24 protein-coding genes are annotated in these 26603 nt (G+C 70.6%); 2 read left to right on the top strand and 22 right to left on the bottom strand.

The window, feature by feature from the left end; translation table 11 throughout:
* Positions 1 to 76: 76 nt before the first annotated feature.
* The 12 genes from metK to pyrR all read right to left on the bottom strand — a co-directional run bounded on the left by metK (position 77) and on the right by pyrR (position 13965).
* Positions 77 to 1291: a methionine adenosyltransferase gene (gene metK / locus UA75_RS12375; RefSeq protein ID WP_198042999.1), complete on the bottom strand. Its 1215-nt coding sequence runs from the start codon at positions 1289 to 1291 to the stop codon at positions 77 to 79.
* Positions 1292 to 1369: 78 nt separating this feature from the next.
* Positions 1370 to 2626 carry a bifunctional phosphopantothenoylcysteine decarboxylase/phosphopantothenate--cysteine ligase CoaBC gene (gene coaBC / locus UA75_RS12370; RefSeq protein ID WP_075740371.1) on the bottom strand — a complete coding sequence of 419 codons (1257 nt, stop codon included), beginning with the start codon at positions 2624 to 2626 and terminating at the stop codon, positions 1370 to 1372.
* A complete protein-coding gene (rpoZ, locus tag UA75_RS12365) occupies positions 2623 to 2913 on the bottom strand; it encodes a DNA-directed RNA polymerase subunit omega (protein WP_075740370.1) in 291 nt (96 codons plus the stop codon). The genes coaBC and rpoZ overlap by 4 nt, the downstream gene beginning before the upstream one ends.
* The gene (gene gmk, locus UA75_RS12360) at positions 2910 to 3548 is read right to left on the bottom strand and encodes a guanylate kinase (RefSeq protein ID WP_083683151.1); all 639 of its coding nucleotides are present in this window, start codon (positions 3546 to 3548) and stop codon (positions 2910 to 2912) included. The genes rpoZ and gmk overlap by 4 nt, the downstream gene beginning before the upstream one ends.
* A complete protein-coding gene (gene mihF, locus UA75_RS12355) occupies positions 3545 to 3862 on the bottom strand; it encodes an integration host factor, actinobacterial type (protein WP_069848754.1) in 318 nt (105 codons plus the stop codon). Before mihF ends, gmk begins: the two co-directional genes overlap by 4 nt.
* Before the next feature lie 987 nt (positions 3863 to 4849).
* Positions 4850 to 5692, bottom strand: coding sequence for an orotidine-5'-phosphate decarboxylase (pyrF, locus tag UA75_RS12350; RefSeq protein WP_075740369.1), 843 nt, complete (start codon positions 5690 to 5692; stop codon positions 4850 to 4852).
* Positions 5689 to 8994, bottom strand: a complete 3306-nt coding sequence (gene carB, locus UA75_RS12345; RefSeq protein ID WP_075743721.1) for a carbamoyl-phosphate synthase large subunit — start codon at positions 8992 to 8994, stop codon at positions 5689 to 5691. The genes pyrF and carB overlap by 4 nt, the downstream gene beginning before the upstream one ends.
* Before the next feature lie 289 nt (positions 8995 to 9283).
* Positions 9284 to 10423, bottom strand: a complete 1140-nt coding sequence (gene carA / locus UA75_RS12340; protein ID WP_075740368.1) for a glutamine-hydrolyzing carbamoyl-phosphate synthase small subunit — start codon at positions 10421 to 10423, stop codon at positions 9284 to 9286.
* A complete protein-coding gene (locus UA75_RS34475; RefSeq protein WP_075740367.1) occupies positions 10420 to 11037 on the bottom strand; it encodes a hypothetical protein in 618 nt (205 codons plus the stop codon). The genes carA and UA75_RS34475 overlap by 4 nt, the downstream gene beginning before the upstream one ends.
* Positions 11019 to 12389, bottom strand: a complete 1371-nt coding sequence (locus UA75_RS12330; protein ID WP_075740366.1) for a dihydroorotase — start codon at positions 12387 to 12389, stop codon at positions 11019 to 11021. The genes UA75_RS34475 and UA75_RS12330 overlap by 19 nt, the downstream gene beginning before the upstream one ends.
* A complete protein-coding gene (locus UA75_RS12325; protein WP_075740365.1) occupies positions 12389 to 13318 on the bottom strand; it encodes an aspartate carbamoyltransferase catalytic subunit in 930 nt (309 codons plus the stop codon). The genes UA75_RS12330 and UA75_RS12325 overlap by 1 nt, the downstream gene beginning before the upstream one ends.
* On the bottom strand, positions 13315 to 13965 hold the full coding sequence (pyrR, locus tag UA75_RS12320; RefSeq protein ID WP_075740364.1) for a bifunctional pyr operon transcriptional regulator/uracil phosphoribosyltransferase PyrR: 651 nt from the start codon (positions 13963 to 13965) through the stop codon (positions 13315 to 13317). The genes UA75_RS12325 and pyrR overlap by 4 nt, the downstream gene beginning before the upstream one ends.
* 255 nt (positions 13966 to 14220) lie before the next feature.
* Here pyrR and UA75_RS12315 point away from each other — a divergent pair, with 255 nt between their 5' ends.
* Entirely contained in the window at positions 14221 to 14709 is a 489-nt protein-coding gene (locus tag UA75_RS12315; RefSeq protein ID WP_069848742.1) for a transcriptional regulator, read from the top strand.
* A gap of 65 nt (positions 14710 to 14774) precedes the next feature.
* Here UA75_RS12315 and nusB read toward each other — a convergent pair whose 3' ends face one another.
* The 3 genes from nusB to UA75_RS12300 form a co-directional block, all read right to left on the bottom strand.
* A complete protein-coding gene (gene nusB / locus UA75_RS12310; RefSeq protein ID WP_075740363.1) occupies positions 14775 to 15194 on the bottom strand; it encodes a transcription antitermination factor NusB in 420 nt (139 codons plus the stop codon).
* A complete protein-coding gene (gene efp / locus UA75_RS12305) occupies positions 15194 to 15757 on the bottom strand; it encodes an elongation factor P (protein ID WP_075740362.1) in 564 nt (187 codons plus the stop codon). Before efp ends, nusB begins: the two co-directional genes overlap by 1 nt.
* Positions 15758 to 15860: 103 nt before the next feature.
* Positions 15861 to 16970: a M24 family metallopeptidase gene (locus UA75_RS12300; RefSeq protein WP_075743720.1), complete on the bottom strand. Its 1110-nt coding sequence runs from the start codon at positions 16968 to 16970 to the stop codon at positions 15861 to 15863.
* A gap of 221 nt (positions 16971 to 17191) precedes the next feature.
* On the opposite strand from UA75_RS12300, the gene UA75_RS12295 reads away from it, so the two are divergent.
* Positions 17192 to 18172, top strand: coding sequence for a glycoside hydrolase family 6 protein (locus tag UA75_RS12295; RefSeq protein ID WP_075740361.1), 981 nt, complete (start codon positions 17192 to 17194; stop codon positions 18170 to 18172).
* Positions 18173 to 18558: 386 nt separating this feature from the next.
* Here UA75_RS12295 and UA75_RS12285 read toward each other — a convergent pair whose 3' ends face one another.
* The 7 genes from UA75_RS12285 to aroC form a co-directional block, all read right to left on the bottom strand.
* Complete coding sequence (locus UA75_RS12285) at positions 18559 to 20274, bottom strand: beta-xylosidase (protein WP_198044252.1); 1716 nt, start codon at positions 20272 to 20274, stop codon at positions 18559 to 18561.
* Positions 20275 to 20432: 158 nt separating this feature from the next.
* Positions 20433 to 21335: a GNAT family N-acetyltransferase gene (locus UA75_RS12280; RefSeq protein WP_075740358.1), complete on the bottom strand. Its 903-nt coding sequence runs from the start codon at positions 21333 to 21335 to the stop codon at positions 20433 to 20435.
* Positions 21336 to 21344: 9 nt separating this feature from the next.
* Positions 21345 to 21779 carry a type II 3-dehydroquinate dehydratase gene (aroQ, locus tag UA75_RS12275; RefSeq protein ID WP_075740357.1) on the bottom strand — a complete coding sequence of 145 codons (435 nt, stop codon included), beginning with the start codon at positions 21777 to 21779 and terminating at the stop codon, positions 21345 to 21347.
* Positions 21776 to 22885: a 3-dehydroquinate synthase gene (aroB, locus tag UA75_RS12270; RefSeq protein ID WP_075740356.1), complete on the bottom strand. Its 1110-nt coding sequence runs from the start codon at positions 22883 to 22885 to the stop codon at positions 21776 to 21778. The genes aroQ and aroB overlap by 4 nt, the downstream gene beginning before the upstream one ends.
* Positions 22886 to 23112: 227 nt before the next feature.
* A complete protein-coding gene (locus UA75_RS12265) occupies positions 23113 to 23847 on the bottom strand; it encodes a lipoprotein (protein WP_157434140.1) in 735 nt (244 codons plus the stop codon).
* A gap of 169 nt (positions 23848 to 24016) precedes the next feature.
* A complete protein-coding gene (locus tag UA75_RS12260) occupies positions 24017 to 24583 on the bottom strand; it encodes a shikimate kinase (RefSeq protein WP_075740354.1) in 567 nt (188 codons plus the stop codon).
* Positions 24580 to 25767 carry a chorismate synthase gene (gene aroC, locus UA75_RS12255; RefSeq protein WP_075740353.1) on the bottom strand — a complete coding sequence of 396 codons (1188 nt, stop codon included), beginning with the start codon at positions 25765 to 25767 and terminating at the stop codon, positions 24580 to 24582. The genes UA75_RS12260 and aroC overlap by 4 nt, the downstream gene beginning before the upstream one ends.
* Between the last annotated feature and the right edge of the window lie 836 nt (positions 25768 to 26603).

The following is a 26603-nucleotide window of genomic DNA, read 5'->3' as shown; positions in this document are numbered from 1 at the left end:
GGCGGATCAACCTTCGGCCCGTTCCTCCGACGTGAACGGCGTCGGGCCCGACCGGATGGTCGGTCCTGGCGAACCGTCAGGACCCCGCGATGGACCGCAGCGCATCGGCCCGATCCGTGCGCTCCCAAGGCAGATCGCAGTCCGTCCGGCCGAAGTGGCCGTAGGCCGAGGTCTGCGCGTAGATCGGGCGCAGCAGGTCGAGATCGCGGATGATCGCGCCAGGCCGCAGGTCGAACACCTCGGCGATCGCCGCCTGGATCTTCAGCGGATCGACCGTCTCGGTGCCGAAGGTCTCGACGAACAGGCCGACCGGCGCCGCCTTGCCGATGGCGTAGGCCACCTGGACCTCCACCCTGGTCGCCAGGCCCGCCGCCACCACGTTCTTGGCGACCCACCGCATCGCGTACGCGGCCGAGCGGTCGACCTTGGACGGGTCCTTGCCAGAGAACGCGCCACCGCCGTGCCGGGACATCCCGCCGTAGGTGTCAACGATGATCTTGCGCCCGGTCAGCCCCGCATCGCCCATCGGGCCCCCGATGACGAACCGTCCGGTCGGGTTGACCAGAAGCCGGACGTCGGAGACGTCGATACCGAGATCGGCGATCTCCGGGTCGACGACCTTGGACCGGACGTCGACGCCGAGCATGCGGTCCAGGTCGATGTCGGCCGCGTGCTGCGTGGAGACCACCACCGTGTCAAGGCGAACCGGCTGGTCGCCCGCGTACTCGATGGTCACCTGAGTCTTGCCGTCCGGGCGAAGGTAGGGCAGCTCGCCGTTCTTGCGCACGGCCGTCAGACGCCGGGACAGCCGATGGGCCAACGCGATGGGCAGCGGCATCAGCTCGGGGGTGTCTGAGCAGGCATAGCCGAACATCAGGCCCTGGTCGCCCGCGCCCTGCTGGGCGATCTCGTCCTCCAGGCCCTCGACGCGGCGTTCGTGTGCCGTGTCGACGCCCTGGGCGATGTCGGGCGACTGAGCACCGATGGCGACGTTGACCCCGCACGAGTGGCCGTCGAAGCCCTTCGCCGAGGAGTCGTATCCGATGCCGAGGATGACCTCGCGGACGATGGTCGGGATGTCGGCGTAGGCGTCGGTGGTCACCTCACCGGCCACGTGCACCTGCCCGGTGGTGACCATCGTCTCGACGGCCACTCGCGAACGCGGGTCCTTGCTCAGCAACGCGTCGAGGATGGAATCGCTGATCGCGTCGCAGATCTTGTCGGGGTGTCCCTCCGTGACGGATTCGGAGGTGAACAACCTGCGGGCGTGCTGACTCACGTGAATCTCCATCCGCTTCCGGCCCCGGTTCGCCACTTCACCGGGCGCTTCAAGTTGTGCCCAGCGTATCCATCGGCGTCGAAGGGATTCTCAAGCGTGAAGCAGGCGCAAGACCGCATCCCACACCATGGACGCGAGTTCCGACTTCGCGGCCCGGTGCAACGTCTGCTCACGGCCGTCCGCATAGAGGAGCCAGCCCTCGTTGTCCTCGGTCTCGAAGGCCCGGCCTTCACCGACCTCGTTGAGGACGAGCAGGTCGCAACCCTTGCGGCGCAGCTTCTCCCTGCCGTGATGCAGGACGTCACCACTCACGTCGCCCGTCTCCGCGGCGAAGCCGACGACGACGACACCGGGGCGTCGGCCTGCGACCAGCTCGACGAGGATGTCGGGGTTGCGGGTCAGTTCGAGTGCCTCGGGGTCGGCGGCACCCTTCTTCATCTTGTGCTCAGCACGGCTCACCGGACGAAAGTCGGCGACCGCGGCGGACATGACGACCACGTCCGACTCTGCGGCGAGCCGCAGCATCTCCTCGCGCAGCTCGGCCGCACTGCCCACCCGAACGACGTGAACGCCTGCCGGGGCAGGCAGCTCGCTGTTCGCGGCAACCAGGGTGACCTCTGCCCCGCGTTGGGCGGCGACCCTGGCCAGGGCGTATCCCTGTCTGCCAGAAGACCGATTGCCGAGGAAGCGCACGGGATCCAACGGCTCGCGGGTACCGCCCGCCGAGATGAGCACCCGACGACCGTCGAGATCACGCGGGAGCGCATCACGCCTGGCCAGCAGCAGCCGAGCCAGCTCGACGATCTCGGCCGGGTCCGGCAGCCTGCCTCGACCGGTGTCCGCACCGGTCAGCCTGCCGCTGGCGGGCTCCGCGACCACCACGCCCCTCGAACGAAGCGTCGCGACGTTCGCCCGAGTGGCGGGGTGCTCCCACATCTCGGTGTGCATCGCGGGCACCAGCAGGACGGGACATCTCGCGGTGAGCAACGTGTTGGTCAGCAGATCGTCGGCCAGGCCGTTGGCCGCCTTGGCGATCAGGTCGGCCGTGGCGGGCGCCACCACGACCAGGTCGGCGGTCTGGCCCAGCCGGACGTGCGGGACCTCGGGGACGTCGGTGAAGACGTCGGTGTGCACCGGTCGGCCGGAGAGCGCCTCGAAGGTCGCGGCTCCGACGAAACGCAGTGCCGATGCCGTCGGCACCACCCGAACCCGATGGCCGGACTCGGTGAGACGCCGCAGCACCTCGCACGCCTTGTAGGCGGCGATGCCCCCGCCCACCCCGAGCACGACCTCGGGCGAGCGGGACTCCGCCGCCTGCGGAGCCTGCCGAGTCTCCGGTGTGGTCACTCGCCCTCGGTGTGCTCAAGCACCCCTGCGTGGATCTCGCGAAGCGCGATCGACAGCGGCTTCTCCCTGGGGCCCGGCTCGACCAGGGGGCCGACGTACTCCAGCAGGCCCTCGCCGAGCTGGGCGTAGTAGTCGTTGATCTGCCGAGCACGCTTCGCCGCGAAGACCACCAGCGCGTACTTGGAGCTGACCTGCTCGAGCAGATCGTCGATGGGAGGGTTGGTGATGCCCTCCAGGGCGGTGCTCGGCGGCGCGCCCAGCGCGCCCAGTTCGGCGGGGGTGATCACGTGGCTGACTCCTGGGATCTGCTTGACGGACTCGTGACGCCATTCCGCGGCTCTGCGCGCGGATCGGGCCCGGTCAACAAGGTTAGCAACTGTTCTGCGGCATGGTCGACGTCCTCGTTCACCACGACCACGTCGAACTCGCCTTGAGCGGCGAGTTCGCGTCGCGCGGTCTCCAGTCTCCGCCGCACGACGTCGTCGGGCTCGGTGCCGCGTCCGACGAGTCGAGACACCAGCGCGTCCCAGCTCGGCGGGGCGATGAAGACGGTGAGAGCTTCGGGAAGCGCTTCCCGAAGGTTCCTGGCGCCCTGAAGGTCGAGCTCGACCAGAGCAGGGCGTCCGAGCGCCAGCCGTTCCTCCACGGGCTTGCGTGGGGTGCCGGATCGATGCGTGCCGCCGTGGATGTCGGCCCACTCGAGCAGGTCGCCGTCGGCGATCGCCTGATCGAACCGCTCCGCGGCGACGAAATGGTAGTCCCGGCCGTCCACCTCGCCGGGGCGAGGCGACCTCGTGGTCATCGAGACGCTGAACCACAGATCGGGAATGAGCTCCCGCAGCCGGGCCACCACACTGCTCTTGCCGACACCGGAGGGGCCGGCCAGTACAACCAGCCGGCCCCTCCTTGATGGATCACTCACTCGCTGCTGAATTCGGCGAGCAGCGCCTTGCGCTGCCGATCACCCAATCCACGCAGACGACGACTGGACGCGATTTCCAAGCGTTCCATGATCTGCTGGGCCCGGACTTTGCCGACTCCCGGAAGCGCTTCCAGCAGTGCGGACACCTTCATCTTGCCCAGGACCTCGTCGGCTTCCGCGTCGGTGAGCACCTGCTTCAAAGTGGTGCCACCGCGCTTCAGGCGCTCTTTCAATTCCGCCCTGGCGCGGCGGGCAGCAGCCGCTTTCTCCAATGCTGCGGCCCGCTGCTCCTCGGTCAGCTGGGGAAGGGCCACGATCTCCTCCGTGGTGTGGGTTCCTCTGGATCGGTGCCGCGACCGTACCGACCGCGTCTGACGCGGCACAACACGGGTCCGGCCTACCCAGGCGATTCTCACCTGGGCGTTCGCCTTCGGTGGCGCGGGCGCACAAGCTACCGCCATGCGTAGAGCGCTCATTACCCAGGGTGCCGATCAAGCCGGGAGCACTCTCGATCGACGGAACCCGATCGCGCGTTAAGATGATCATGATGGACTTACCGAGAGCACCGAAGTCGCTGGCCAGCTCGATGCAGGCGGGATGTCGCGACGTCCCGTCCGCGTCGGGTCGACCGCGCTCCGACAGGCTCGGCGCACGACGAGACGGCTGGTCGACCGGGCCGAGGCGCGGCCGTCTCCCTCCTTTCGCGAACCGGTCCGCACGGGCCGTCCCGCCACCGGAAAAGGAGACCGAGATCGCCCGAGAAGTCGGGCGGGTCGACCGACTCCGACGTGTCGGTCCGGCACCCGTTCCGGCACCCGCAGGCCCAGAGGCGACCGGGGCGGGAACGTTCCCGAGCACCGGCCGAGGGCGGTGCGGGGCAGCGATCGACGGCCCGATTCGCCTCCGGTGGCAGCGCCGTAGGGCACCCGTCGCAGACGCCGCGTCCGCGTCTGCTCCCGGTCGCCTCCGGTGACCGGAGGCGACCCGCGCATCGGTCTCGGGCGACGAGGCGTCCGCCACGGGAGGTCGGGCCCGACGGAGCCTGCGGTCGCTCCTCGACGTGGCCCCGGCGGACGGGCCCGCACCGCCGATCGGCGTTCGCGGGGCCGCCGACGGGACGCCGGGTGATCCTCGGTGGCCGCAGACCGCGGTGCGGAGTTCGACGCCCGGCAGCCGCCGAGAGCCGTTGGTCGCCGCCTGCCGCCCCGTCGAGGAGTCCGGCTGCCGTCGACCTCGGACGCCGCTGGTGACCCCGCGTCCTGGCGTCGTCGCTCCCGAGCCGGGCTGCCGGTTCCGGCCGGTCAGCTGCCCGAGTGCGCCAGCCCGGCGTGCAGTCCGCGAACGGCGTCCCGCAGCGCCGCCACGTCCGGCCCGTGGCGCAGGACGTCTCGAGAGCTGGTCGGCAGCACGTCGGGCAGGGCGGGGCCGAACAGTCGACGCAGATCGGCCACGGTGCCGCCCTGCGCCCCGAACCCGGGAGCCAGGATCGGCCCGTTGAGGCCGCTCAGATCGAGCTGCAGGCTCGGCAGATTGCCGCCGACCACCAGACCCACGTCACCCAGTCGGGGGGCGCCCACGTTGAGCTGGGCCGCGGCGTCGACCACGCGTTGCGCGACACTCCGCGTCCCCTTCTCGTCGGAGACGACGGCGTCCTGCACCGACGCGCCCTCGGGGTTGGAGGTCCTGGCGAGCACGAACACTCCCCGTCCGGAGTCGCGCGCCACCTCCAGCGCGGGCTCCAGCGAGCCGAAGCCGAGATAGGGCGACAGCGTGACCGCGTCGCCTGCCAACGGCGAGCCCTCGGTCAGATAGGCCTTGGCGTAGGCCGTCATCGTCGAGCCGATGTCGCCGCGCTTAGCGTCGACCAGCACCAGCGCGCCCGCGGCCCGCGCATCGGCGATCAGCTGTTCCAGGACGGCCACGCCGCCGGAGCCGTGCGCCTCGAAGAGGGCCGACTGCGGCTTGAGCAGTGCGACCTCCCCGGCCAGGGCCGTCACGCAGGTCGCGGCGAAGCTCCGCAGGCCTGCCAGGTCGTCGGACAGGCCCCAGGCGTGGAGCAGCGCCGGGTGCGGGTCGACGCCCACACAGAGCGGGCCCCTGGCCGCCACGGCGGCGCTCAGTCTGGCGCCGAAGGTGGTGATCATTCGCGTCCCTTCCGCAGCGCCGCCTGGAGGTCCTGGAGGCTGCGCACGCCGATGTCGTCACGGATCGAGGCCTCGATGCCCTGCACGGCCGCCGCCGCGCCCTGCACGGTGGTCACACACGGGATGTCCCTGGCGACGGCGGCCGTCCGGATCTCGTAGCCGTCGACCCGGGGACCGGGATTGCCGTAGGGAGTGTTGATCACCAGATGGACGGTGCCCGCCCTGATCTCGTCGACGATGTTGCCCGGCCCCTCGAAGTGCTTGCGGGCCACCGTGCAGCGGATGCCGTTACGGCGCAGCATCTCCGCCGTCCCCGCCGTCGCCAGCACCTCGAAGCCGAGGTCCGCGAGTCGTTTCACCGGGAACACCATCGAACGCTTGTCCCGATTGGCGACCGAGACGAAGACCCGACCCGAGGTCGGCAGCGAACCGTAGGACGCCGCCTGGGACTTGGCGAACGCCGGGCCGAAGGCCACGTCGATGCCCATCACCTCGCCCGTGGACTTCATCTCCGGGCCGAGCAGCGAGTCGACGCCCTGCCCCTCGGGCGTGCGGAAGCGGTGGAAGGGCAGCACGGCCTCCTTCACCGCGACCGGCGCGTCGGCGGGCAGCTCGCCGCCATCGCCCTCGCGCGGCAGCATTCCCTCCGCACGCAGCTCCGCGACGGTGGCGCCGAGCATGATCCTGGCGGCGGCCTTGGCCAGCGGGACACCGGTCGCCTTGGACACGAAGGGCACCGTCCGCGAGGCCCTCGGATTGGCCTCCAGCACGTAGAGCACGTCGTCCTTGAGCGCGTACTGCACGTTGAGCAGCCCACGTACCCCGATGCCCTTGGCGATGGCCTCGGTGTGCCTGCGGACCTGTTCCAGGTCGGTGCGGCCCAGGGTGATCGGCGGCAGCGTGCAGGAGGAGTCGCCCGAATGGATGCCCGCCTCCTCGATGTGCTCCATGACACCGCCGAGGTAGACCTCCTGCCCGTCGCACAGGGCGTCGACGTCGATCTCGATCGCGTCGTCCAGGAAACGGTCGACCAGCACCGGGTGCTCCGGGGTCACCTCGGTGGCCCTGGCGATGTAGTCGGCCAGGGTGGCCTCGTCGTACACGATCTCCATGCCGCGACCGCCCAGCACGAAGGACGGCCGGACCAGGACCGGGTAGCCGATCTCGTCGGCCACGCGCCGGGCCGCCTCGAAGGAGGTGGCGGTGCCGTAACGCGGGGCGGGCAGGCCTGCCGCATCCAGCAGCTCACCGAAGGCGCCCCGGTCCTCGGCGAGGTCGATGGCCTCCGGGGCGGTGCCGACCACCGGCACGCCCGCCTCGGCCAGTCTGCGCGCCAGCCCTAGCGGCGTCTGACCGCCGAGTTGGACCACGACGCCCACGACGGTGCCGGAGGCCTGCTCCGCGTGCACCACCTCGAGGACGTCCTCGAAGGTGAGCGGCTCGAAGTAGAGCCGGTCGGAGGTGTCGTAGTCGGTGGAGACCGTCTCCGGGTTGCAGTTGACCATCACGGTCTCCATACCCGCCTCGCGGAGCGCCATCGCCGCGTGCACGCACGAGTAGTCGAACTCGATCCCCTGCCCGATCCGGTTCGGCCCGGAGCCCAGGATGATGACCTTGGGCCGGTCGCGCTGCTCGGTGACCTCGGACTCGGCGGCGGTGTCGACCTCGTAGGCCGAGTAGTGATACGGGGTGCTCGCGGCGAACTCGGCGGCACAGGTGTCGACGGTCTTGTAGACCGGCCGGACGCCGAGGCGGTGGCGCAGTGCTCGGACGCCGTCCTCCCCCGCCAGCTCGGGGCGCAGCGCGGCGAGCTGACGATCGGAGAATCCGGACCGCTTCGCGGTGCGCAGCAGGCCCTCGTCGAGAACCGGGGCGTCGAGCACCTCCTGTCGCAGCTCCACCAGCGACAGGATCTGGTCGATGAACCACGGGTCTACGCCCGACGCCTCGTGCACCTGCTCGACCGTCGCGCCCAGCCGCAGCGCACGCTCGACCGTGTACAGACCGCCGTCATGCGGGACGCGCAGGTCGGCGAGCGTCGACTCCAGGGTGGCCTCCGCCGCGTCGGGCCGGGTCCAGAAGCTCAGCGACTTCGTCTCCATGGAGCGCAACGCCTTGCCGAGGGCCTCGGGGAAGCTGCGGCCCATCGACATGCCCTCGCCGACGCTCTTCATCGTCGTGGTGAGCGTGGGATCGGCGCCGGGGAACTTCTCGAAGGCGAAGCGCGGCACCTTCACCACGACGTAGTCCAGGGTCGGCTCGAAGCTGGCGGGCGTCTCGCCGGTGATGTCGTTGCGGATCTCATCCAGGGTGTATCCGACGGCGAGCTTGGCGGCGATCTTGGCGATGGGGAAGCCGGTCGCCTTCGACGCCAGCGCGGAGGACCGCGAGACCCTCGGGTTCATCTCGATGACGACGAGCCTGCCGGTGCGCGGGTTCACGGCGAACTGGATGTTGCAGCCGCCGGTCTCCACGCCGACGGCGCGCAGCACCGCAATGCCCAGGTCACGCAGATCCTGGTACTCCCGGTCCGTCAGGGTCATCGCGGGCGCGACGGTCACCGAGTCGCCGGTGTGCACGCCCATCGGGTCGATGTTCTCGATGGAGCACACGACCACCACGTTGTCGCGGTGATCGCGCATCAGCTCCAGCTCGTACTCCTTCCAGCCGAGCACGCTCTCCTCGATCAGCACCTCGGTGACCGGGCTCTCGGCGAGGCCGGTGGAGGCGAGCCGTTCGAGTTCGTCGGCGGTGTGGGCCATGCCGGAACCGAGGCCGCCCATGGTGAAGCTGGGCCGGATCACCACCGGCAGGCCCAGTTCGCCGACCGCCTCGCGGACCTCCTCCATCGACCGGCACACCCTGCTGCCGGGCACCTCGCCGCCCACCGAGCGCACGATGTCCTTGAAGAGCTGGCGGTCCTCACCACGCTGGATCGCGTCGATGTCGGCCCCGATCAGCTCGACGCCGTATCGCTCCAGCACCCCGCGTTCGTGCAGCGCGACGGCGGTGTTCAACGCGGTCTGCCCGCCCAGCGTGGCCAGGATCGCATCCGGCCGCTCCGCAGCGATCACCTTCTCCACGAACTCCGGCGTGATCGGCTCGATATACGTCGCATCCGCGAACTCCGGATCAGTCATGATCGTCGCCGGATTCGAGTTCACCAGGCTGACCCGCAGGCCCTCCTCCCGCAGCACCCGACACGCCTGAGTACCGGAATAGTCGAACTCACAGGCCTGACCGATGACGATCGGCCCAGAACCGATCACCATCACATGCTTGATGTCAGTCCGTTTCGGCATGAATTCCCTCACTCACCAGGCGACGGAACCCGTCGCGAAAGACTTGGAACGCTCTTGGACACTGTGCGCGCCGACGGTCCGCGCGGCGCCCACCGCCGCGCGGACGACTCGGGCGATCTTCGAGAGGTCGCCCCGCACCGAAACAGCGGGGCGATCGACGTCACGACCGCATCCTCGGCACCCGGACGGCGCAGAGGGCGTCGACGCCTGCTGCGCCGGGAGACTCCGCGACGCGGAGAGGAAGGCCCCGGCACGTCCCGAGTGCGGGACGGCGGCCGGGTGCCGACGGTCATCGTCTCGACACGAGTGTGGAGCGGGTGGACATCAGGTCGACGAAGTCGTCGAACAGGCCTGCGGCGTCGTGCGGGCCCGCTGCGGCCTCGGGGTGGAACTGCACGCTGAAGGCGGGGGCGTCCACACAGCGGAGGCCCTCCACCGACCCGTCGTTGGGGCAGTGGTGACTCACCAGTGCCGCGCCGAAATCGGTGTCGAACCTGCCGCCGGGTTCCCCCGCGACCGCGAAGCCGTGGTTCTGCGAGGTGATGGCCACCCGACCGGTGGCGACGTCGACGACCGGGATGTTGATGCCCCGATGCCCGTACGGGAGCTTGTAGGTCCCCAGTCCCAGCGCTCGGCCGAGAATCTGGTTGCCGAAACAGATGCCGAACAGGGGCAGCTCGCGCTCCAACGCCGCCCTGGTCAGCGCCACGGGGTGATCCGCGGTGGCCGGGTCGCCCGGCCCGTTGGAGAGGAACATCCCGTCGGGCTGGACCGCGAGGACGTCCTCGAACGAGGAGTTCACCGGCAGGACGTGGACCTCGACGCCGAGCCGGGCCAGCATCCTGGGGGTGTTGGACTTGATGCCCAGGTCGAGGGCGGCCACGGTGAACCGTCGTTCCCCCACCGCGGGCACCACGTACGGCTGGGCGGTGCTGACGTCGCCCGCCAGATCGGCACCCGTCATCGACGGCGCCGAGCGGACCCTGGCCAACAGCTCCTCGTCGGGAGCCAGCGCCGCACCGGAGAACACGCCTGCCCGCATGGCACCGCGCTCCCGGATGTGCCGGGTGAGAGTGCGGGTGTCGACGTCGGCGATCCCGACGATCCCCTGTGCCTCCAGCTCCGCCGCCAGCGTCCGGCGAGATCGCCAGTTGGACGGAGTCCGGCTCGGGTCACGCACGACGTAGCCCGCGACCCAGATCCGCGCGGACTCGTCGTCCTCGTCGTTCCAGCCGGTGTTGCCGATCTGCGGCGCGGTCTGCACCACGATCTGCCGGTGGTACGAGGGATCGGTGAGCGTCTCCTGATAGCCGGTCATCCCCGTCGAGAAGACCACCTCGCCCAGGCTCTCGCCCCGGCCGCCGTAGGCGCTGCCGACGAAGACGCGCCCGTCCTCCAACACCAGCCTGGCCGGGGACCGTCCGCTCACCTGCCCGCCTCCTTCATGTCCGGGGCCTGCGGTGCCGACCCGTCGGGGTCCGAGGCGTCGTCGGTGCCCGACGCGCCATCGGCCCCCGGCTCGCCGGCCGGCTCCGCACTCGCTTCGGGTGCCGCCTTCTCGCGCAGGCGGTCGACCCATCGTTCGTAGTCGCTCTTGTCGTCCGCGCGGAACGCGGTGTCCAGATCGAAGTCGCCGTGCTGCCAGGTCAGGACCAGCAGACCGCCGCCGGGAACGACCTTGCCCGCGGACTTGCTGTCGATCCTGGCGTCGCGCAGGGCGTGCGCGGGCAGCCACAGCGTGCCGGCGCCGTCCCGCTCGATCAGCACGCCATCGTCGATGAGCCGCAGCGCGCCCGCCGAGCGGTGACCGAAGTCACCCGCGAGGACCCGTGCCTGCCAGTTCTCCGCCGAGGTGGTGCCGATGTAGACACCCGTGAGCGCAGGAAGGACATCGGGCGAGTCGAGCAGCGCCGCCGCAGGCTCCGGCAGCGGAGGCAGCACGCCCGCCTGGTCTGCGGCCCGACGGTGCCAGCCACGCCACATCCCGTATGCGCACAGTGCGAAGAACGCCGCAAAGGCCAGCGTCAGCAGGAGTCGATCCACCGGAGCACCTTCCCGTCTCGCGCGGTGAAACGCCCGCGCAACATCGTCGCCACCACCCGAGCGGGCAGTCGCATCCCCTCGAAGGGGGTGTTGTCGGCCAGACTGGCCGACTCCGAGCCTCGCACCGTCCAGTGCGCAGTCGGGTCGATCAGGACCAGTGAGGCAGGCTCGCCGACGGCGATCGGCCTGCCCTGGTCCGCGAGGCCGACCAGCTCGGCCGGGCGCTCGCTCATCACCCTGGCGACGCCGCGCCAGTCCAGCAGTCCGGTGGTCACCATGGTCTCGACCACGACGGACAGCGCGGTCTCCAGACCCAGCATGCCCGGTCGGGCTGCAGACCACTCGCAGTCCTTGTCCTGCGGGGCGTGCGGGGCGTGGTCTGTGGCGACACAGTCGATGACGCCCTCGGCGAGCGCGGCGCGCAGTGCGAGCGTGTCGGCCTCGGTGCGCAGTGGCGGGTTGACCTTGTTCACCGGATCGTAGGTGGCGAGCCGTTCGTCGGTGAGCAGCAGGTGATGCGGGGTCACCTCGGCGGACACTCGACCTGGCCGCCCGCCAGCGGCGAGGGTGGGCAGCGCCGCCAACGGTCCGGCCGCCCAGCGCAGCACCTCGACGGTGCCTGCCGTGGAGACGTGACAGACGTGCAGCCTGCCCCCGGTGCGATGGGCCAGCAGGCAGTCGCGGGCCACGATCGACTCCTCCGCCGCCGCAGGCCAGCCCGCCAGCCCCAGCAGTGCCGCCCGCTCGCCCTCGTGTGCCTGGGCGCCGACGGTCAGCCTGGGCTCCTCGGCGTGCTGGGCGATCGTCGCGCCCAGCACGGAGGAGTACTCCAGCGCCCTGCGCATCAGCAGCGGATCGGCGACGCACACTCCGTCGTCCGAGAACATCCGGACCTGCGCGGCCGAGCGGGCCATGCCGCCCAGTTCGGCGAGCCGCTCGCCCCCCAGCCCCACCGTGACGGCGCCGACCGGGTGCACGTCGACGAGGCCGACCTCGCGACCGCGCCGCCAGACGTGCTCGACGAGCACCGCGTTGTCGGCCACCGGATCGGTGTTGGCCATGGCGAACACGGCGGTGTAGCCGCCGAGTGTGGCGGAGGCCGACCCGGTGTCGATGGTCTCCGCGTCCTCGCGTCCCGGCTCTCGCAGGTGGGTGTGCAGGTCGACGAAGCCGGGCAGCGCGACGAGACCTGCCGCGTCCACCACCTCGGCCTGACCCGCGTCGACGGAGCCTGCCGCGTCGATCGCAACGATTCGACCGTCCGCCACGAGCAGGTCGACGGGCTCGCCCTCACCGTAGGGCCGCACGCCTCGGAGCAGCACGGGCGACGAGTCGATCTCGGTCGAGGTCATCACTCGACCTCCTCTCCGGCCAGCAGGTGATAGAGCACGGCCATCCGCAGGTGAACCCCGTTGCGCACCTGCTCGGTGACCAGGGCACGTCCGGAGTCCGCGACGGCGGAGCTGATCTCCATGCCACGCAGCATCGGCCCCGGATGCAGCACGGGCGCGTGTTCCGGGAGCAGGTCGAGGCGTCGCCGGTTCAAGCCGTAGTCCACGGCGTACTCACGGGCGGAGGGGAAGAAGCCGCCGTGCATCCGCTCGGCCTGCACCCGCAGCATCATCACCGCGTCGACGCCGCCGAGCACGGCGTCGAGGTCGTGACTCACCTCCACCGGCCACGAGCCGACACCGCTCGGCAGCAGGGTCGGCGGGGCGACGAGGACGACCTGGGCGCCCAGCAGAGTGAGGAGCAGCACGTTCGACCGTGCGACGCGGCTGTGCAGGACGTCGCCCACCACCGCGATCCGTCGCCCGGCGATGTCGCCGAGTCGCTGCCGCAGGGTCTGCGCGTCCAGCAGGGCCTGGGTGGGGTGCTCGTGGGTGCCGTCGCCCGCGTTGACCACCGCCACCCCGGTGTGCGCCAGCCACTGGGCCAGCCGGTGGGCCGCACCGGAGGCGGGGTGTCGGACGACCACGCAGTCCGCGCCCGCCGCGGCCAGGGTGAGCGCGGTGTCGCGCAGCGACTCGCCCTTGCCCACCGAGGAACCACCGATGGAGACATTGATCACATCGGCGCTCATCCACTTTCCCGCGATCTCGAAGGAGACCCGCGTGCGAGTGGAGTTCTCGTAGAACACCGTGACGACGGTCCGACCCCGCAGGGTCGGCAGTTTGCGTACCTGCCGACCGAGCAGCGTCTGCTCCAGCCGGTCCGCGGTGTCGAGCAGGGTGCTCGCCGCCTGCGCGTCGAGGTCGGCGATGGACAGCAGATGCCTCATCGAGCGTCTCCGGCAGGCTCGTCACCAGGCGAGTCCGCCGAGGGGACGGCGCCTGCGGCATCGGGCTCAGAGCGGCGCAGCAGCACCGCGTCCGCGCCGTCGAGTTCGGTCAACCGGACCCAGACCTCCTCGCGACGGGCGGTCGGCACGTTCTTGCCCACGTAGTCGGCGCGGATCGGCAGCTCGCGGTGGCCTCGGTCGATGAGAACGGCGAGCTGGACGGCGGCGGGCCTGCCGTGGTCGCGGAGGGCGTCGAGCGCGGCTCGCACGGTCCGCCCGGAGAACAGGACGTCGTCGACGAGCACCACCAGCGCGTCGTCGAGACCGCCGTCGGGCAGGCTCGTCGGCTCCAGCGGGCGGGCCGGTCGGCGGCGCAGGTCGTCGCGATAGAGCGTGACGTCCAGCGTTCCCGTGGGAATCGTCACACCGGTGAATTCGGCGATCTTGGCGGAGAGCCGCCTGGCCAGCGGGGCGCCTCTGGTCGGGATGCCCAGCAGGACGACGTGCGGCGCGTCGGGCGAGTCCAGCGCGGTCTTCTCGATGATCTGATGGGCCATCCGGGCAATGGTCCGTGCGACGTCGGCCTCGACGAGCAGCTCACGCTCGCCGGAGCCCGCCGCACCCGCTCGTGCTGAGCGTGGCGCCACGGTCTGGACCTCCTTCCCCGCCTCGCTGGACGGGTCGTTAAAGGACGTCGGGGTCCGAGGGTCTCGGACGGCTCGGACGGTAGCAGTGTGCGATTGTCAATCTTCCGGGTGGTGTCAGAAACTCGCCCGGCTGTAGCAGTCTCACCGGCTTGACCTGGTGACGACGGCAAGCGAACATTACTCTGCGTATTGATCTGGGCATTCCCGCAGACCTGTCTAGAGGCTGACGGGGCGAACGAAACGGAGAACCGCCACATGGGCGACTACGCCAAGGCGCTGGGCGCCAAGCTCCGCGCGATCCGCCAGCAACAAGGGCTGTCGCTGCATGGGGTCGAGCAGAAGTCAGGCGGCCGGTGGAAGGCCGTCGTCGTCGGTTCGTACGAACGCGGCGACCGGGCGGTCACCGTCCAGAAGCTCGCTGAACTGGCCGACTTCTACGGCGTGCCCGTGGCGGAACTGCTTCCGGAGGGCAGGGTGCCGTCCGGGGCGGAGCCCGCCACGAAGATCGTGATAAATCTGGAACGTCTGCAACAGCTGCCTGCGGAGAAGGTCGGTCCGCTGGCTCGCTATGCGGCCACCATCCAGAGCCAACGGGGCGACTACAACGGCAAGGTGCTCTCGATCAGGACCGAAGACCTTCGGTCGCTGGCGATCATCTATGACATGTCGCCGGGGGAACTCACCGAGCAGCTCATCGACTGGGGGGTCCTTCCTCCTGAGGCGCGACCCGCCAAGGAGGAGTGAGCTGCGCGTCTGCTGAAAGCGTCTCGGGGCGCCGTCATGTGCGACATGACGGCGCCCCCGAGGCGTCAGCTCGCCGCGCGCAGCCGGTCGGCGATCTTGGCCAGCCGGTCGAGGATGCCGTTGACGAATCTCGGCGAGTTGTCCGTGGACAACGTCTTCGCCAGTTCCACGGCCTCGTCGATGGCGACCTTGTCGTCCACCTCGTCCGACCACAGCAGCTCGAAGAGGCCCAGCCGCAGGACGGCCCGGTCCACCGGGGGCATCCTGGCCAGGGTCCAGCCCTCGGCGTACTCCGAGATCAACTCGTCGATCCGCCGTCGGTGCTCGGTGACGCCCTCGACGAGGGTCACCGTGTAGTCGTTGACCGGAGCCAGGTCCGGCACGCCCACGCGATCCGCGAGCAGGGTGATCGGGTCCACAGAACGGACGTCGGCCTCATAGAGCAGGTCGACGGCGCGTTTGCGGGCTTTGCTGCGCGAGCCCATTACGAGTTCACGCGGCCCAGGTAGCGCCCGTCGCGGGTGTCGACCTTGACCTTGTCGCCGCTGTTGAGGAACAGGGGAACGCTGATCTCGGCGCCGGTCTCCAGCTCGGCGGGCTTGGTGCCGCCGGTGGAGCGGTCACCCTGCAGGCCGGGATCGGTGTGCTTCACGACGAGCTCCACCGAGGCGGGCAGTTCGACGTAGAGCGCGATGCCCTCGTGCACCGCCACGACGGCGGTCTGATTCTCGAGCATGAACTTGGCCGCGTCCCCGACGGTGGCGTCCGGCACCGGAAGCTGCTCGAAGGTCTCGCTGTCCATGAACACGTAATCGCTGCCGTCGGCGTAGAGATAGGTCATCTCGCGCTTGTCGACGTTGGCCGTCTCGACCTTCACGCCCGCGTTGAAGGTCTTGTCCACGACCTTGCCGGAGAGCACGTTCTTCAGTGTGGTGCGCACGAAGGCGCCGCCCTTGCCTGGCTTGACGTGCTGGAACGACACGACGGTCCAGAGCTGGCCGTCGAGGTTGAGAACCAGTCCGTTCTTGAGGTCGTTGGTGGTCGCCACTGTGGTGGTCTCTCCTGTGTCGAGTGGGCCCGAGAAGACGGGCCGGTGCAGGGACGGGCCGCGGCCGCTCTGCGACGACCGCGGCGATGCGACGCGAACTACGTCAGACGACCACGAGTTCCTTCGTAGTCAGGGTGAGGAGTTCCGGCTCGCCGTCACGAACGACGAGGGTGTCCTCGATGCGGACGCCGCCGCGCCCGGACAGGTACACGCCGGGCTCGACGGTGACGGCCATACCGGCGATCAGTCTACCGTCACCCGCCTTGGACAGGCTCGGAGCCTCATGGACCTCCAGTCCGACGCCGTGGCCGAGACCGTGCAGGAAGTCCTCGCCTCGGCCTGCGGCCTCGATGACCTTGCGCGCGGCAGCATCGACGTCACGCACCTCGACACCGACGGACAACGCGGCTCTTCCCGCCGCCTGCGAGAGCCTGACCAGCTCATACAGCTCCTGCTGCCAGTCGGCGGGCTGCCCGAGCACCATCGTACGGGTCATGTCCGAGTGATAACCGTCGACGAGTGCGCCGAAGTCGATCTTGATGAGGTCGCCCGTTCGGAGCGCCTTCTCGGTCGGCCGGTGATGCGGAACTGCGGAGTTCGCACCGGAGGCGACGATCGTCTCGAAGGACGGCCCGGCGGCACCGTTGTCCCGCATCCGCGCCTCCAGATCACGGGCCACGTCGACCTCGGCACGGCCCGCGCGCAGCCCGTCGGCGGCGAGCAGCTCGGCGAGCGCCCGGTCCGCGGCGGCACAGGCCATCCGGAGCGCCTCGACCTCCTCGTCGTCCTTGACCAGCCGCAACTCCTCCACCAGGCCGGGGCTCCGCACCAGATCGACGCCCTCGGCGGCGCCCGCCAGGACGTCCAGTGCGTCGACGGTCACCTTATGACTCTCGAAACCCGTGCGGCGATGAGCCGCAGCCTCCGCGCCGGATCGAGCGGCCAACGCCGTTCCGGAGGCGCGTTCGATCACCCGCTCCAGGTCCGGGACCTGCTCGCCCGCCTGGGTGAGGTAGCGCCCGTCGGTGCAGAACGTGGTGCGCGTCTCGGCGTGCGCGGTGTCCTCGGCATGCACCAGCAGTGCGGCGTTGGACCCGGTGAATCCGGTCAGATAACGGACGTTGAGCAGGTCGGTCACCAGCAGCGCGTCCAGATTCGCGGTGCGGAGCAGCGTGCGCAGCGCCTCGCGGCGGCGGGAATGGGTTTCTGGCATGGCAGGCAGCATAAGAGTCAGCGAGGCCCGAACACGGCGTCCCGCCCGGCGGCGACGACCGACACCGCAGCCTCGAGACCGGGTGACTGCGCCGTTCGGCGCAGCAGAACGACCGCTGAGCGGACGCATCGCCGCCGAGATCTGATCGTAATCTGGTCCTGTCTGGGAGCGCTCACAACCACCGAGATCGGACTCTCGCATCACCGACCCGAGGAGAGAGCATGACCAGCAGGACCATCATCGGCGCGACGCTGAGCGCCGTCCTGGCCGCGACGGCGGCGATCGGCGGCATCGCGACCCCGCAGGCTGCTGCGACACCGCAGCAGGCCGACGACACCTTCTACGTCAACCCGACGACCAACGCCGCGCAGTGGGTGGCGGCGAATCCCGGTGACGGACGCGCCTCGGTGATCGGCGAGCGCATCGCCTCCGTCCCGCAGGCGCAGTGGTTCACCCAGCACAATCCGGCCGCCGTCACCGCCCAGGTCGACGGGCTCGTCGGTGCGGCCCAGGCCGCAGGCCAGACGCCGATCCTCGTCGTCTACAACATCCCCAACCGGGACTGCAGCAACCACAGCGGCGGCGGCGCTCCCGATCACTCCTCCTATCGGACCTGGGTCGACCGGGTCGCCGACGGACTCGCCGACCGGCCAGCCACGATCATCCTCGAACCGGACGTGCTGGCGTTGATGGACTCCTGCATGAACGAGTCGGAACAGGCCGAGGTCACCGCGTCGATCACCTACGCCGTCGCGGCGCTCACCTCGGGGTCCGCCCAGGCCGACGTCTACCTCGACGCCTCACACTCGGCGTGGCACGCGCCCGGGGAGATGGCCTCGCGGCTGACGGCGGCGGGGATCGCCGACGGCGCGGCGGGCATCGCGACGAACGTCTCCAACTACCGCTGGACGGCCGACGAGACGGCCTACGCCAAGGCCGTGCTGGCCGCGACGGGTGTGTCCGGTCTCGGCGCGGTGATCGACACCAGTCGTAACGGCAACGGTCCGGCCGGCTCGCAGTGGTGCGACCCGGCAGGCCGGGCCATCGGGACGCCCAGCACCACCGACACCGGGGACGCGGCGATCGACGCCTTCCTGTGGGTCAAGCTGCCCGGCGAGGCCGACGGCTGCGCGGCGCCTGCCGGCCAGTTCGTCCCGCAGCTGGCCTATGACCTCGCCGTGGCGGCGGGGCCGGTCGGCTGAGGCACTCGCTTGGGTCGAGCTCGGGCCGGGTCGGGCACAGTCCGGTCGGGGGCGGTCCGGTTGAGCACGGTCGGCTCGAGCAGGCTCTACTGAGGCATGGCGGCTGGGATGCGGCGGGCAGCGGCGCACCGGGTCGAGGGCCGGCCTGAGCGGGCACAGTGGGCGCGCAGGCGGCGACGGTCGACGCCCGGCACCAGCCGCCACCGGCAGGCAGCAGGCAGCAGGCAGCAGGCAGCAGGCAGCAGGCAGCAGGCAGCAGGCAGCAGGCAGCCTTGATCGTCGTCGTCGATCGCGGGGTCCGGGGCCCGAGGGCCCCGCGATCGCCCGTGACCCCCACCGGGTAGAGCGGCGCGGATCAGACCGTGACGCGGCGGCCTGCCGAGTGATCAGCGTTCGATCCGGCCGTGGCGCCGAGCCGCGCGGCTCGGCGACGGACCGGCGCCCGAGCGGACGTCGCCACGCCGAGGTCCCGTCAGGGGGCCGGCAAGCGGCAGACTCCCCCGTGTCCCGACGTGTCGTCCGCTCGGTCGGGTCGCAGCACGCCGCAGGTCGCGCACGTGCTCATGGGCGGCCCACTCCTGCGGTGTGATCTCGGTGATCCGCGATCCGTTGAGCTCGGCGACGTCCTGACCGCCCACCAGCCAGAGCCGATCGTCCGCCACCAGCCCGACGGGCTGGTCGGTCGCGTGAACGGCGGGCAGTCCTGCGGTGATCTCGGCGACGACCGGCAGCTCCTCCACGGCGGGAACCCGCTCTTCCAGGATGCCGACGGCGAGCTTCTCGGCCACCGAGCGGCGTTCGATGCGCACCCGCTCTCCACCGAGCACGAGATCCATCGTCCGATCCGGCGCAGGAACCGCGAAGCCGTTCAGCACGCTCGCCGCACGTCGTGCGTCTCGACAGCCGTCGGCGGCGACGACGTCGAGGCCGTAATGGGCGATGTCGGTCGGTGCGGAGGTCGCCGTGGTCGCCCGCAGCACGTCGAGGGGAACTCGACCACACGGGTCGTCCCTCGACACCGGGGCGTGGCCGCCGCCTTCCCGCACCAGGCCCGGACCCTCCCGCCAGGGCCCCTCCACCACGAGTCGCTCATAAGGACTGCCCCGGAACTCCCGATCCCAGAAGGTCAGGCTGGTCCCCGACTCGGTCTGGTGCGCGATCACGAAGCTCTGCAGCGCGTCCACCCACATCAGGTCGGCGCTGAACGCGTCGACCACCGAGAAGGCGCGGGGATCCTCGGTCGAGGTGGCGGGCACGAAACCCGCCTCCGTGAGCATCTGCAGTCCGTCGGTGAACAACGGATCCCTGGCTCTGAGCACGAACTGTCCCGCACCGTTCCACCCCGCCGCCGCGCCGGTCGTGTCGGTGAACATCAGGTAGAACCAGTCGTCCAGGAAGACCGCGGCGGGCTGACCGGCGCCGTAGGTGTTCTCCCTCGTCACGTCGTAGGACGCGCTGACCACCGGTTTGCCGTCGCCCAGTCTCGACCAGGTGATCCCGTCGGAGCTGTGCGCGACGCCGACGCCGTTGCCGTCGTTGTGATCGCCCGCCGCCCCGGTGTAGTAGAGGTAGTAGGAGTCCCCGACCTTGAGCACCGAGGGATCGCAGGTGTGCATGCCGTCGAAGGCGCCGGGCAGGCCGGTGAAGACCGCCTCGGCGGGCGAGCCCGTCGAGGCCGCGTACGGTCCGCCTGGTTCCGTCGCCTCGGCGTACAGCACGTCGTCACCGGGCGGGCCGACGCCGGGAAGCTGACTGCACCACCAGGCGCGATACCGACCGTCGTCGAGCAGCACGGTCGGCCCGTAGTTGTAGGGAGCACGGTGATCGCCCGCGAGGATCGGCGTGGCGTTCCCCCGGACTCCCTCGACGGCGAGCTGCGCCGGTTCTGGAAGCTCGGCGGCCTCGCCTGCCGCATCGTCCGCACCGTCTCCGGTGAACCAGCCGTCCGTCTGATCCACCGCGCCGTCCCGATCGGCACCCTGCGCACCGGTGCAGCCTGCGATCACGACGAGCGCCAGCAGCAACGCCGAGACACGCAGTGCGACCGGGAACGCGGCTGTCGAACGCGTCGCCGCCCGCCCACCGACCGGTGAACCACGCACCGTGGGCTGACCTCCCCGTGAGAGCACCGTGATCGATGCCGTGCAGGCCCGAGAACGGATGCCGGGCATCAGACAGTGTAGGGATCAACCACCGGGCAGGCGCAGCCGATCCACCATTGGGGCGACACCGCTGGTCGTCCCCATGACACCCGGAGGAGCTACCGCAGGGGGCCCGCCGGATCGGCCACCAACTCCACCTCGAAGCCGTCAGGGTCTTCGAGATAGGCGGCCAGATGCATCGGCCCGCCCGCGTAGGGATGGACCTCCGGGAACAGCAGTCGCCAGCCCCGACCCGTGGCCTGCTCGGTGATGCGATGCATCTCCTCGGCGCCCCGGACCCGCAGTGCCAGGTGATTCATCCCGGCGCGGAGCCGATCATGACCGCCCGGCCGGACCGCAGGCGAGCGCTCGACCACCAGGTAGGTTCCGCCGTGGCGCCAGCTGATCCCTCGCGACCAGCGCTGGTACTCGACCCAGCCCAGTTCCGCGAGTAACCAGCCCAGGCTGTACCTGGCGCGGTCGAGGTCCTCGACCCAGACCTCCAGGTGATGCAGTCCGGCGGGCGGCGCCTGGCACACCGCCACCGCGTGATCGACCTTGCCGACAAGCCGCTGCCCCACCTCGACGAAGCCAAGGCGGCGGGCGAGACTCGCGCCCGCCAGGTCGTCCGGGTGGGTCAGGGACCACACCGACGGCAGCTCCAGACGATGAAATGCGTGTCGCAGCACCGCCGACCCGGCCTCCGCGGCGATGCCCCTCCCCCGATGCTCGCGTCCCAGCAGCCACCCGACCTCGGGCAGTCCGCCGGGCAGCGCCACGGAGGGGCACAGACTGGTCAGCCCCACGGGCCTGCCCGAGACGCAGACGACCCAGTCGCCCATTCCCGAGGGCATCGCCCGCTCGATCCGGTCGCTCAGCAGGCGACGCACCGCGCCTTCGTCGACAGGTCCCGGCGGCAGCGCCCGACGCACCTCCGTCGCGGTGAAGAGCGGGGCCAGCAGGTCCACGCCCCATTCGGAGAGCGGCAGCAGGGTCAGTCGCTCGGTGCGCAGCTCGACCATCGGCAGGCCTCAGCTCGCCGTGTGTTCGGCCAGCCAGCGCAATGCCAGCGGGTACCCCGAGACACCGAGTCCCACGATCACCCCGTCCGCCAGGGCCGACAGGTGACTGTGTGAGCGGAACGCCTCCCGCCGATGCACGTTCGAGATGTGCACCTCCACCCACGGCGCGGTGAGCTGGGCACAGGCGTCGCGGACGGCGATGGAGTAGTGCGTCCAGGCCGCCGCGTTGAGCACGACCGGCGAACTCGTGTCGGCGGCCTCGTGCAGCCAGCCGATCATCTCGCCCTCGTGGTCGGTCTGGCGGACCGTCACCGGGAGGCCGAGTTCGGCGCCGGTTCGCTCGCAGAGTGCGACGAGATCGGCGTAGGTCGTGGAGCCGTACACCTCCGGCTCGCGAAGACCGAGCCTGCCGAGATTGGGGCCGTTGAGCACCAGGACGCTCACAGCAGAATCCCCCCGCCCTGCCGCGTCGGCTCCCCGCTGATCGCCGAGTACGCGGCGGCCAGCAGCGAGGGATCGGGGCCCTCCAGTCGGCCCGGCCTGCCGATGCCGTCCAGGACCACGAACCGCAGCACGCCCGACCGGGTCTTCTTGTCCCGGCGCATCGACTCGACCAGCGAGGACAGCGCGTCGGGGTCGTAGCTGACCGGCAGGCTCAACGCGGAGAGGACGTCCCGATGCCTGGCGACGTCAGCGTCACTGAGCCTGCCCGCCAGCCTGGCCAGCTCGGCGGCGAACATCATGCCGACCGAGACCGCGGCGCCGTGTCGCCAGCGGTAGCGCTCTCGACGCTCGACGGCGTGGCCCAGGGTGTGCCCGTAGTTCAGGATCTCCCGCAGACTCGACTCACGGAGATCGGCCGACACGACGTCGGCCTTGACCTGGATCGCCCGACGGACCAGCTCGGCCAGCACCGGACCGGTCGGATCGGTCGCGGCGTCGGCGTCCTGCTCGACACGTTCCAGGATCACCGGGTCCGCGATGAATCCCGCCTTGACCACCTCGGCCATGCCTGCCAGCAGTTCGTTGCGGGGCAGACTCTCCAGCGTCGCGAGGTCGACCAGCACGGCGGCAGGCTCATGGAAGACGCCGACCAGGTTCTTGCCTGCGTCGGTGTTGATGCCCGTCTTGCCGCCCACCGCCGCGTCCACCATCGCCAGCAGCGTGGACGGCACGTGCACGACCCGCACGCCCCGCATCCACGTCGCGGCGACGAAGCCCGCGAGGTCGGTCACCGCACCGCCGCCGACGGAGACGACCACACCGTCACGATCCATGCCGATCTTGCCGAGGACCTCCCAGCAGAACCCGGCCACGGCGAGGCTCTTGCCGTCCTCCGCGTCGGGGATCTCCACACGATGAGCGTCGAGCCCCGCCTCGACAAGCTCGTCACGCAGCGATTCGGCCGTGGCGGCCAGGGTCGGCTGGTGCACGATCGCCACCGACGTCGCCGAACGCAGCGTCTCCACGAGTTCGCCGAGCAGGCCTCTGCCGATCACCACCTCGTAGGGACGCTCGGTGGCGACGCGAATCCGGATCGGATCTGACATTGCGCTCCTCAGCACGTGGTCGCGGGCAACCCGGACGACACGGCCTGCCTGCGCGGTCCCGGCTCCGAGTTGGTTCTCGGCACCCTGACCTCCTCGCGGGCTGATCGTGTCGGCGGACTCAGTTCCTTCAAGCAGCCTCGGTCCCGACCGGCCTGTCTGCTCGGCAGGCCGGGGTCCTCGGCTGCGGCCCAGCATCCCACCACCGCGTGCCGCCGGAACGACCCCGGTCAGCCGGTGACCCGCAGCGTGTCCAGTGCCAGCCGGTACGCGGGCAGGCCCAGCTCGAACTCCTCCTGGTCGAGCCCGGTGAGAGTCAGGACGATCGTCTGGCCGTCGGTCTCGATCGCCAGGGCTCGTTCCGCTCGGTTCCACTCGCCCGCCCGCGACAACGACACCTCGACGGCCGCGCGTCCGTCGATGACGACCTCGGTGAACTCGGGCACGCCCTCGACGGCCTCGGCGGCGTAGGCGTCCAGCGCCTCGGCGGCGCCCAGGGTGGCGTCCGCAGGCGTGTTCACCCGAATCGAACCGAAGACACCGGCGTGGCGGCCGTGCAGTTCGCAGAGCGGAACGAGTTCGTGGAGCACGAGTTGAAGATCGGTGACGTCGGTGACCTCCCAGTCCGCAGCGGCGGTGAGGCCGACCGGCAACGGGCAGGGACTCCCCGCATCACCGACGTGCACGCCCGCAGTGGCGACCTCCCCCGGCGAGGCGGCACCGCCGGGCGGCACGGAATCAGGATCTTCGGGGCCGGGCGGCGGGGAGAGACTGCTCGACGACTCGGCACCACCGCCCGGATCAGCGCCCGACGGCGGCGAGCCGGTGGTGACGCTGGTCGGCTCGGCGGACGAACTCGTCGGGCCTGCGCCGACGGGCTGCTCGGTCGTACAGCCCGCAAGCAACCCGACACCGAGCAGCGCGGCGATCAACGGTGCAGGAAGTGAACGGCTTCGATGGTTCACGGCTTCTCTTCTCGATCAGCCCGCCCGGCTGGCAGGCGTTGACCAAGTCGACGTGTGCCGGTGCCGTCAGGTTGCGGCCGGGTCGCCCAAACCATCCGGTCGGCAGCAGGCAGTAGGCCGAACGGATGATCGGGTGCCTAATCGCTCGGGCACCCGATCCGACCAGTCTCTAGTCCGTTCGCGCGTCGGAATCGCCCGGCTGTACCGACTCGGCGCGCTCGCCGCCCTCCGCGAGGGCGGCGACGACGGCGGCCGCGACCTCACTCGGATCCTGGCGATCGGTGACGACCTCCACCGTGGCGACCTCTCGGTACAGGGGCAGCCTCGCGTCCAGCAGGGCCTTGAAGGTCGCTCTCGGGTTGAGCCCCGCCAGCAGCGGACGCGCGGTGGACAGACCGGTACGCCGGACGCCCTCCGCCATCCCGACGTTGAGGAAGACCACCGTGTGGCCGCGCAGCAGCTCCCTGGTGTCGTCGGCGAGGATCGCGCCCCCGCCGAGAGCCAGCACGCCGGACTGCTCGGTGAGGCAGCGACGCACCGCGTCACGTTCCCACGAGCGGAAGGCGACCTCCCCCTCACCCGTGAAGATCTGGGCGACGGTCTGGCCCGCGCGCTGCTCGATATGGTCGTCGACGTCGAGGAAGTCGACGCCGAGCCGCTCGGCCAGCAGTCTTCCGGTGGTCGACTTCCCCGCACCGGGCGGCCCGACGAGCACGATCGGCGTGGTCCGGCTCATCGCCGCTCCTCCAGATCCCGCAGGTAGCCCTGGGCGTTGCGACGAGTCTCCGACACGGAGTCACCGCCGAACTTCTCCAGCACGGCATCGGCCAGCACCAACGCCACCACCGACTCGACCACCACCCCGGCCCGGGGCACCGCGCAGATGTCGGAACGCTGATGGATGGCCACCGCAGGCTCACCGGTGGACACGTCCATCGTCGCCAAGGCCCGAGGCACCGTGGAGATGGGCTTCATCGCGACGCGAACGCGCAACGGTTCGCCGTTGGTCATGCCGCCTTCGAGACCGCCTGCCCGGTTGCTCCGTCGATGCACCCAGGTCGGCCCGTCGGCCGGATCGATCTCGTCGTGGGCGGCGCTCCCTCGGCGCCGAGCGGTGGTGAAGCCGTCGCCGATCTCCACGCCCTTCATCGCCTGCACCCCCATCAGCGCGCCTGCGAGCCGGGCGTCCAGGCGACGATCCCAGTGCACATGAGAGCCCAGGCCGGGCGGCAGCCCGTAGGCGAGCACCTCGATGACCCCGCCGAGGGTGTCGCCGTCCTGCTTGGCCGACTCGACCTCGGCCATCATCGCCTCGCCCGCCGCCGCGTCGAAGGACCGCACCGGATGCTCGTCGATCGCGGACAGGTCGTCCGGGAGCGGCAGGGGGTGTCCCTCGGAGACGGCCGCGCCGATGGACACGACGTGGCTGATCACGCGCACGCCCAACACCTGTTCCAGGAACCGGGCCGCCACCGTGCCCAGCACCGTCCGTGCCGCCGTCTCCCTGGCACTGGCCCGCTCCAGCACCGGCCGGGCCTCGTCGAAGCCGTACTTCTGCATCCCCGCGAGATCGGCATGTCCGGGGCGAGGCCTGGTCAACGGCGCATTGCGGGCCAGCCCTGCCAACTCCTCCTGGTCAACGGGGTCGGCAGCCATCACCTGTTGCCACTTGGGCCACTCCGTGTTGCCGATCCGGACCGCGACCGGACCGCCCTGGGTGACCCCGTGCCGAACGCCCCCGATGACCTCGAGGTCGTCCACCTCGAAGGCCATTCTGGGGCTCCTGCCGAAGCCGAGCCTGCGGCGCTCCAACTGCGTGGTCATGTCGGCGGTGGTCACCTCGACCCCCGCCACCATGCCCTCCATCACCGCGACCAGCGCGGGCCCGTGCGACTCACCTGCGGTCATCCAACGCAACACGCGGCGAATCCTCCCATGTCGCGACCGCCTCACCCTTCCCGGGCGAGGTCGGACCCCCAGCGGACGGAGCCCCACAGCGGACGGAGTGCCGCCCGACCCAGGGATGCGCGCACCACCGGCAGCCGCCGACGTCGAAGGGCGCACGAGTCCGGCCGCACGCCTGCCTCGGTACTGCGCACCGAGGCACGCCGACCATCGGCGTGGGCGTGGGCGGCTAGGACGAGGCGCACCACGGTCCGTGAACGGAGCAGGACCGGCACCTACCGCGACGGCTCTCGGGCACCGACGGCACCGACCGCCGTCGCCGCCGCGCGACACGACACCCCGGCAGACCCAGCGCCCAGCCATCAGCCATCAAGCCATCAAGCCATCAAGCCATCAAGCCATCAAGCCATCAAGCCATCAAGCCATCAAGCCTGATGACAGTCGACGACCCGCAGGTCTGCAAGGCCCGTCGGCCTGGCGGCGCTGAATCTGCCCGTGCCTGCCGAACGCGAGTCCGGTCCTCGCCGTCGCGGCGCCGTCGCGGGCGCACCGCCGATCGTCGGCCCTGCCCTCCCCTGCTTCCGTAGCAGCCGGCAGGCGTGCCGGGACCGGCACCACGAGGGTCCGAGGCCTGCGATTCACTCCCGGTAGGGCAGCACAATTCGCAGGCAAGACGCCAGCGCCAGGCACCGGTCACCAGTCACGGGTCACCGGTCACCGGAAGGCGGTATGCGGCCCGAAGGCGGTGTCCGTCCGGAACCCGCGACGCCGTCACGGCCGAGTCGGCCCAGCCCAGCCCAGCCCGGCCCGGTCACCGCAGAGTCCACCTCGGACACGATTCGACATGGCCA

It is taken from the genome of Actinoalloteichus sp. GBA129-24, from assembly GCF_001941645.1.
GTDB lineage: Bacteria > Actinomycetota > Actinomycetes > Mycobacteriales > Pseudonocardiaceae > Actinoalloteichus_A > Actinoalloteichus_A fjordicus.
This window is presented reverse-complemented; position numbering and strand designations above follow the sequence as displayed.

Excerpts from the sequence above, each read along its gene's own strand:
- metK (WP_198042999.1), bottom strand. The coding sequence starts at position 1,291 with ATGGAGATTCACGTGAGTCAGCACGCCCGCAGGTTGTTCACCTCCGAA.
- pyrF (WP_075740369.1), bottom strand. The coding sequence starts at position 5,692 with ATGATCACCACCTTCGGCGCCAGACTGAGCGCCGCCGTGGCGGCCAGG.
- carB (WP_075743721.1), bottom strand. The coding sequence starts at position 8,994 with ATGCCGAAACGGACTGACATCAAGCATGTGATGGTGATCGGTTCTGGG.
- UA75_RS12330 (WP_075740366.1), bottom strand. The coding sequence starts at position 12,389 with ATGACCTCGACCGAGATCGACTCGTCGCCCGTGCTGCTCCGAGGCGTG.
- UA75_RS12325 (WP_075740365.1), bottom strand. The coding sequence starts at position 13,318 with ATGAGGCATCTGCTGTCCATCGCCGACCTCGACGCGCAGGCGGCGAGC.
- UA75_RS12315 (WP_069848742.1), top strand. The coding sequence starts at position 14,221 with ATGGGCGACTACGCCAAGGCGCTGGGCGCCAAGCTCCGCGCGATCCGC.
- nusB (WP_075740363.1), bottom strand. The coding sequence starts at position 15,194 with ATGGGCTCGCGCAGCAAAGCCCGCAAACGCGCCGTCGACCTGCTCTAT.
- UA75_RS12300 (WP_075743720.1), bottom strand. The coding sequence starts at position 16,970 with ATGCCAGAAACCCATTCCCGCCGCCGCGAGGCGCTGCGCACGCTGCTC.
- UA75_RS12295 (WP_075740361.1), top strand. The coding sequence starts at position 17,192 with ATGACCAGCAGGACCATCATCGGCGCGACGCTGAGCGCCGTCCTGGCC.
- UA75_RS12280 (WP_075740358.1), bottom strand. The coding sequence starts at position 21,335 with ATGGTCGAGCTGCGCACCGAGCGACTGACCCTGCTGCCGCTCTCCGAA.
- aroB (WP_075740356.1), bottom strand. The coding sequence starts at position 22,885 with ATGTCAGATCCGATCCGGATTCGCGTCGCCACCGAGCGTCCCTACGAG.
- UA75_RS12260 (WP_075740354.1), bottom strand. The coding sequence starts at position 24,583 with ATGAGCCGGACCACGCCGATCGTGCTCGTCGGGCCGCCCGGTGCGGGG.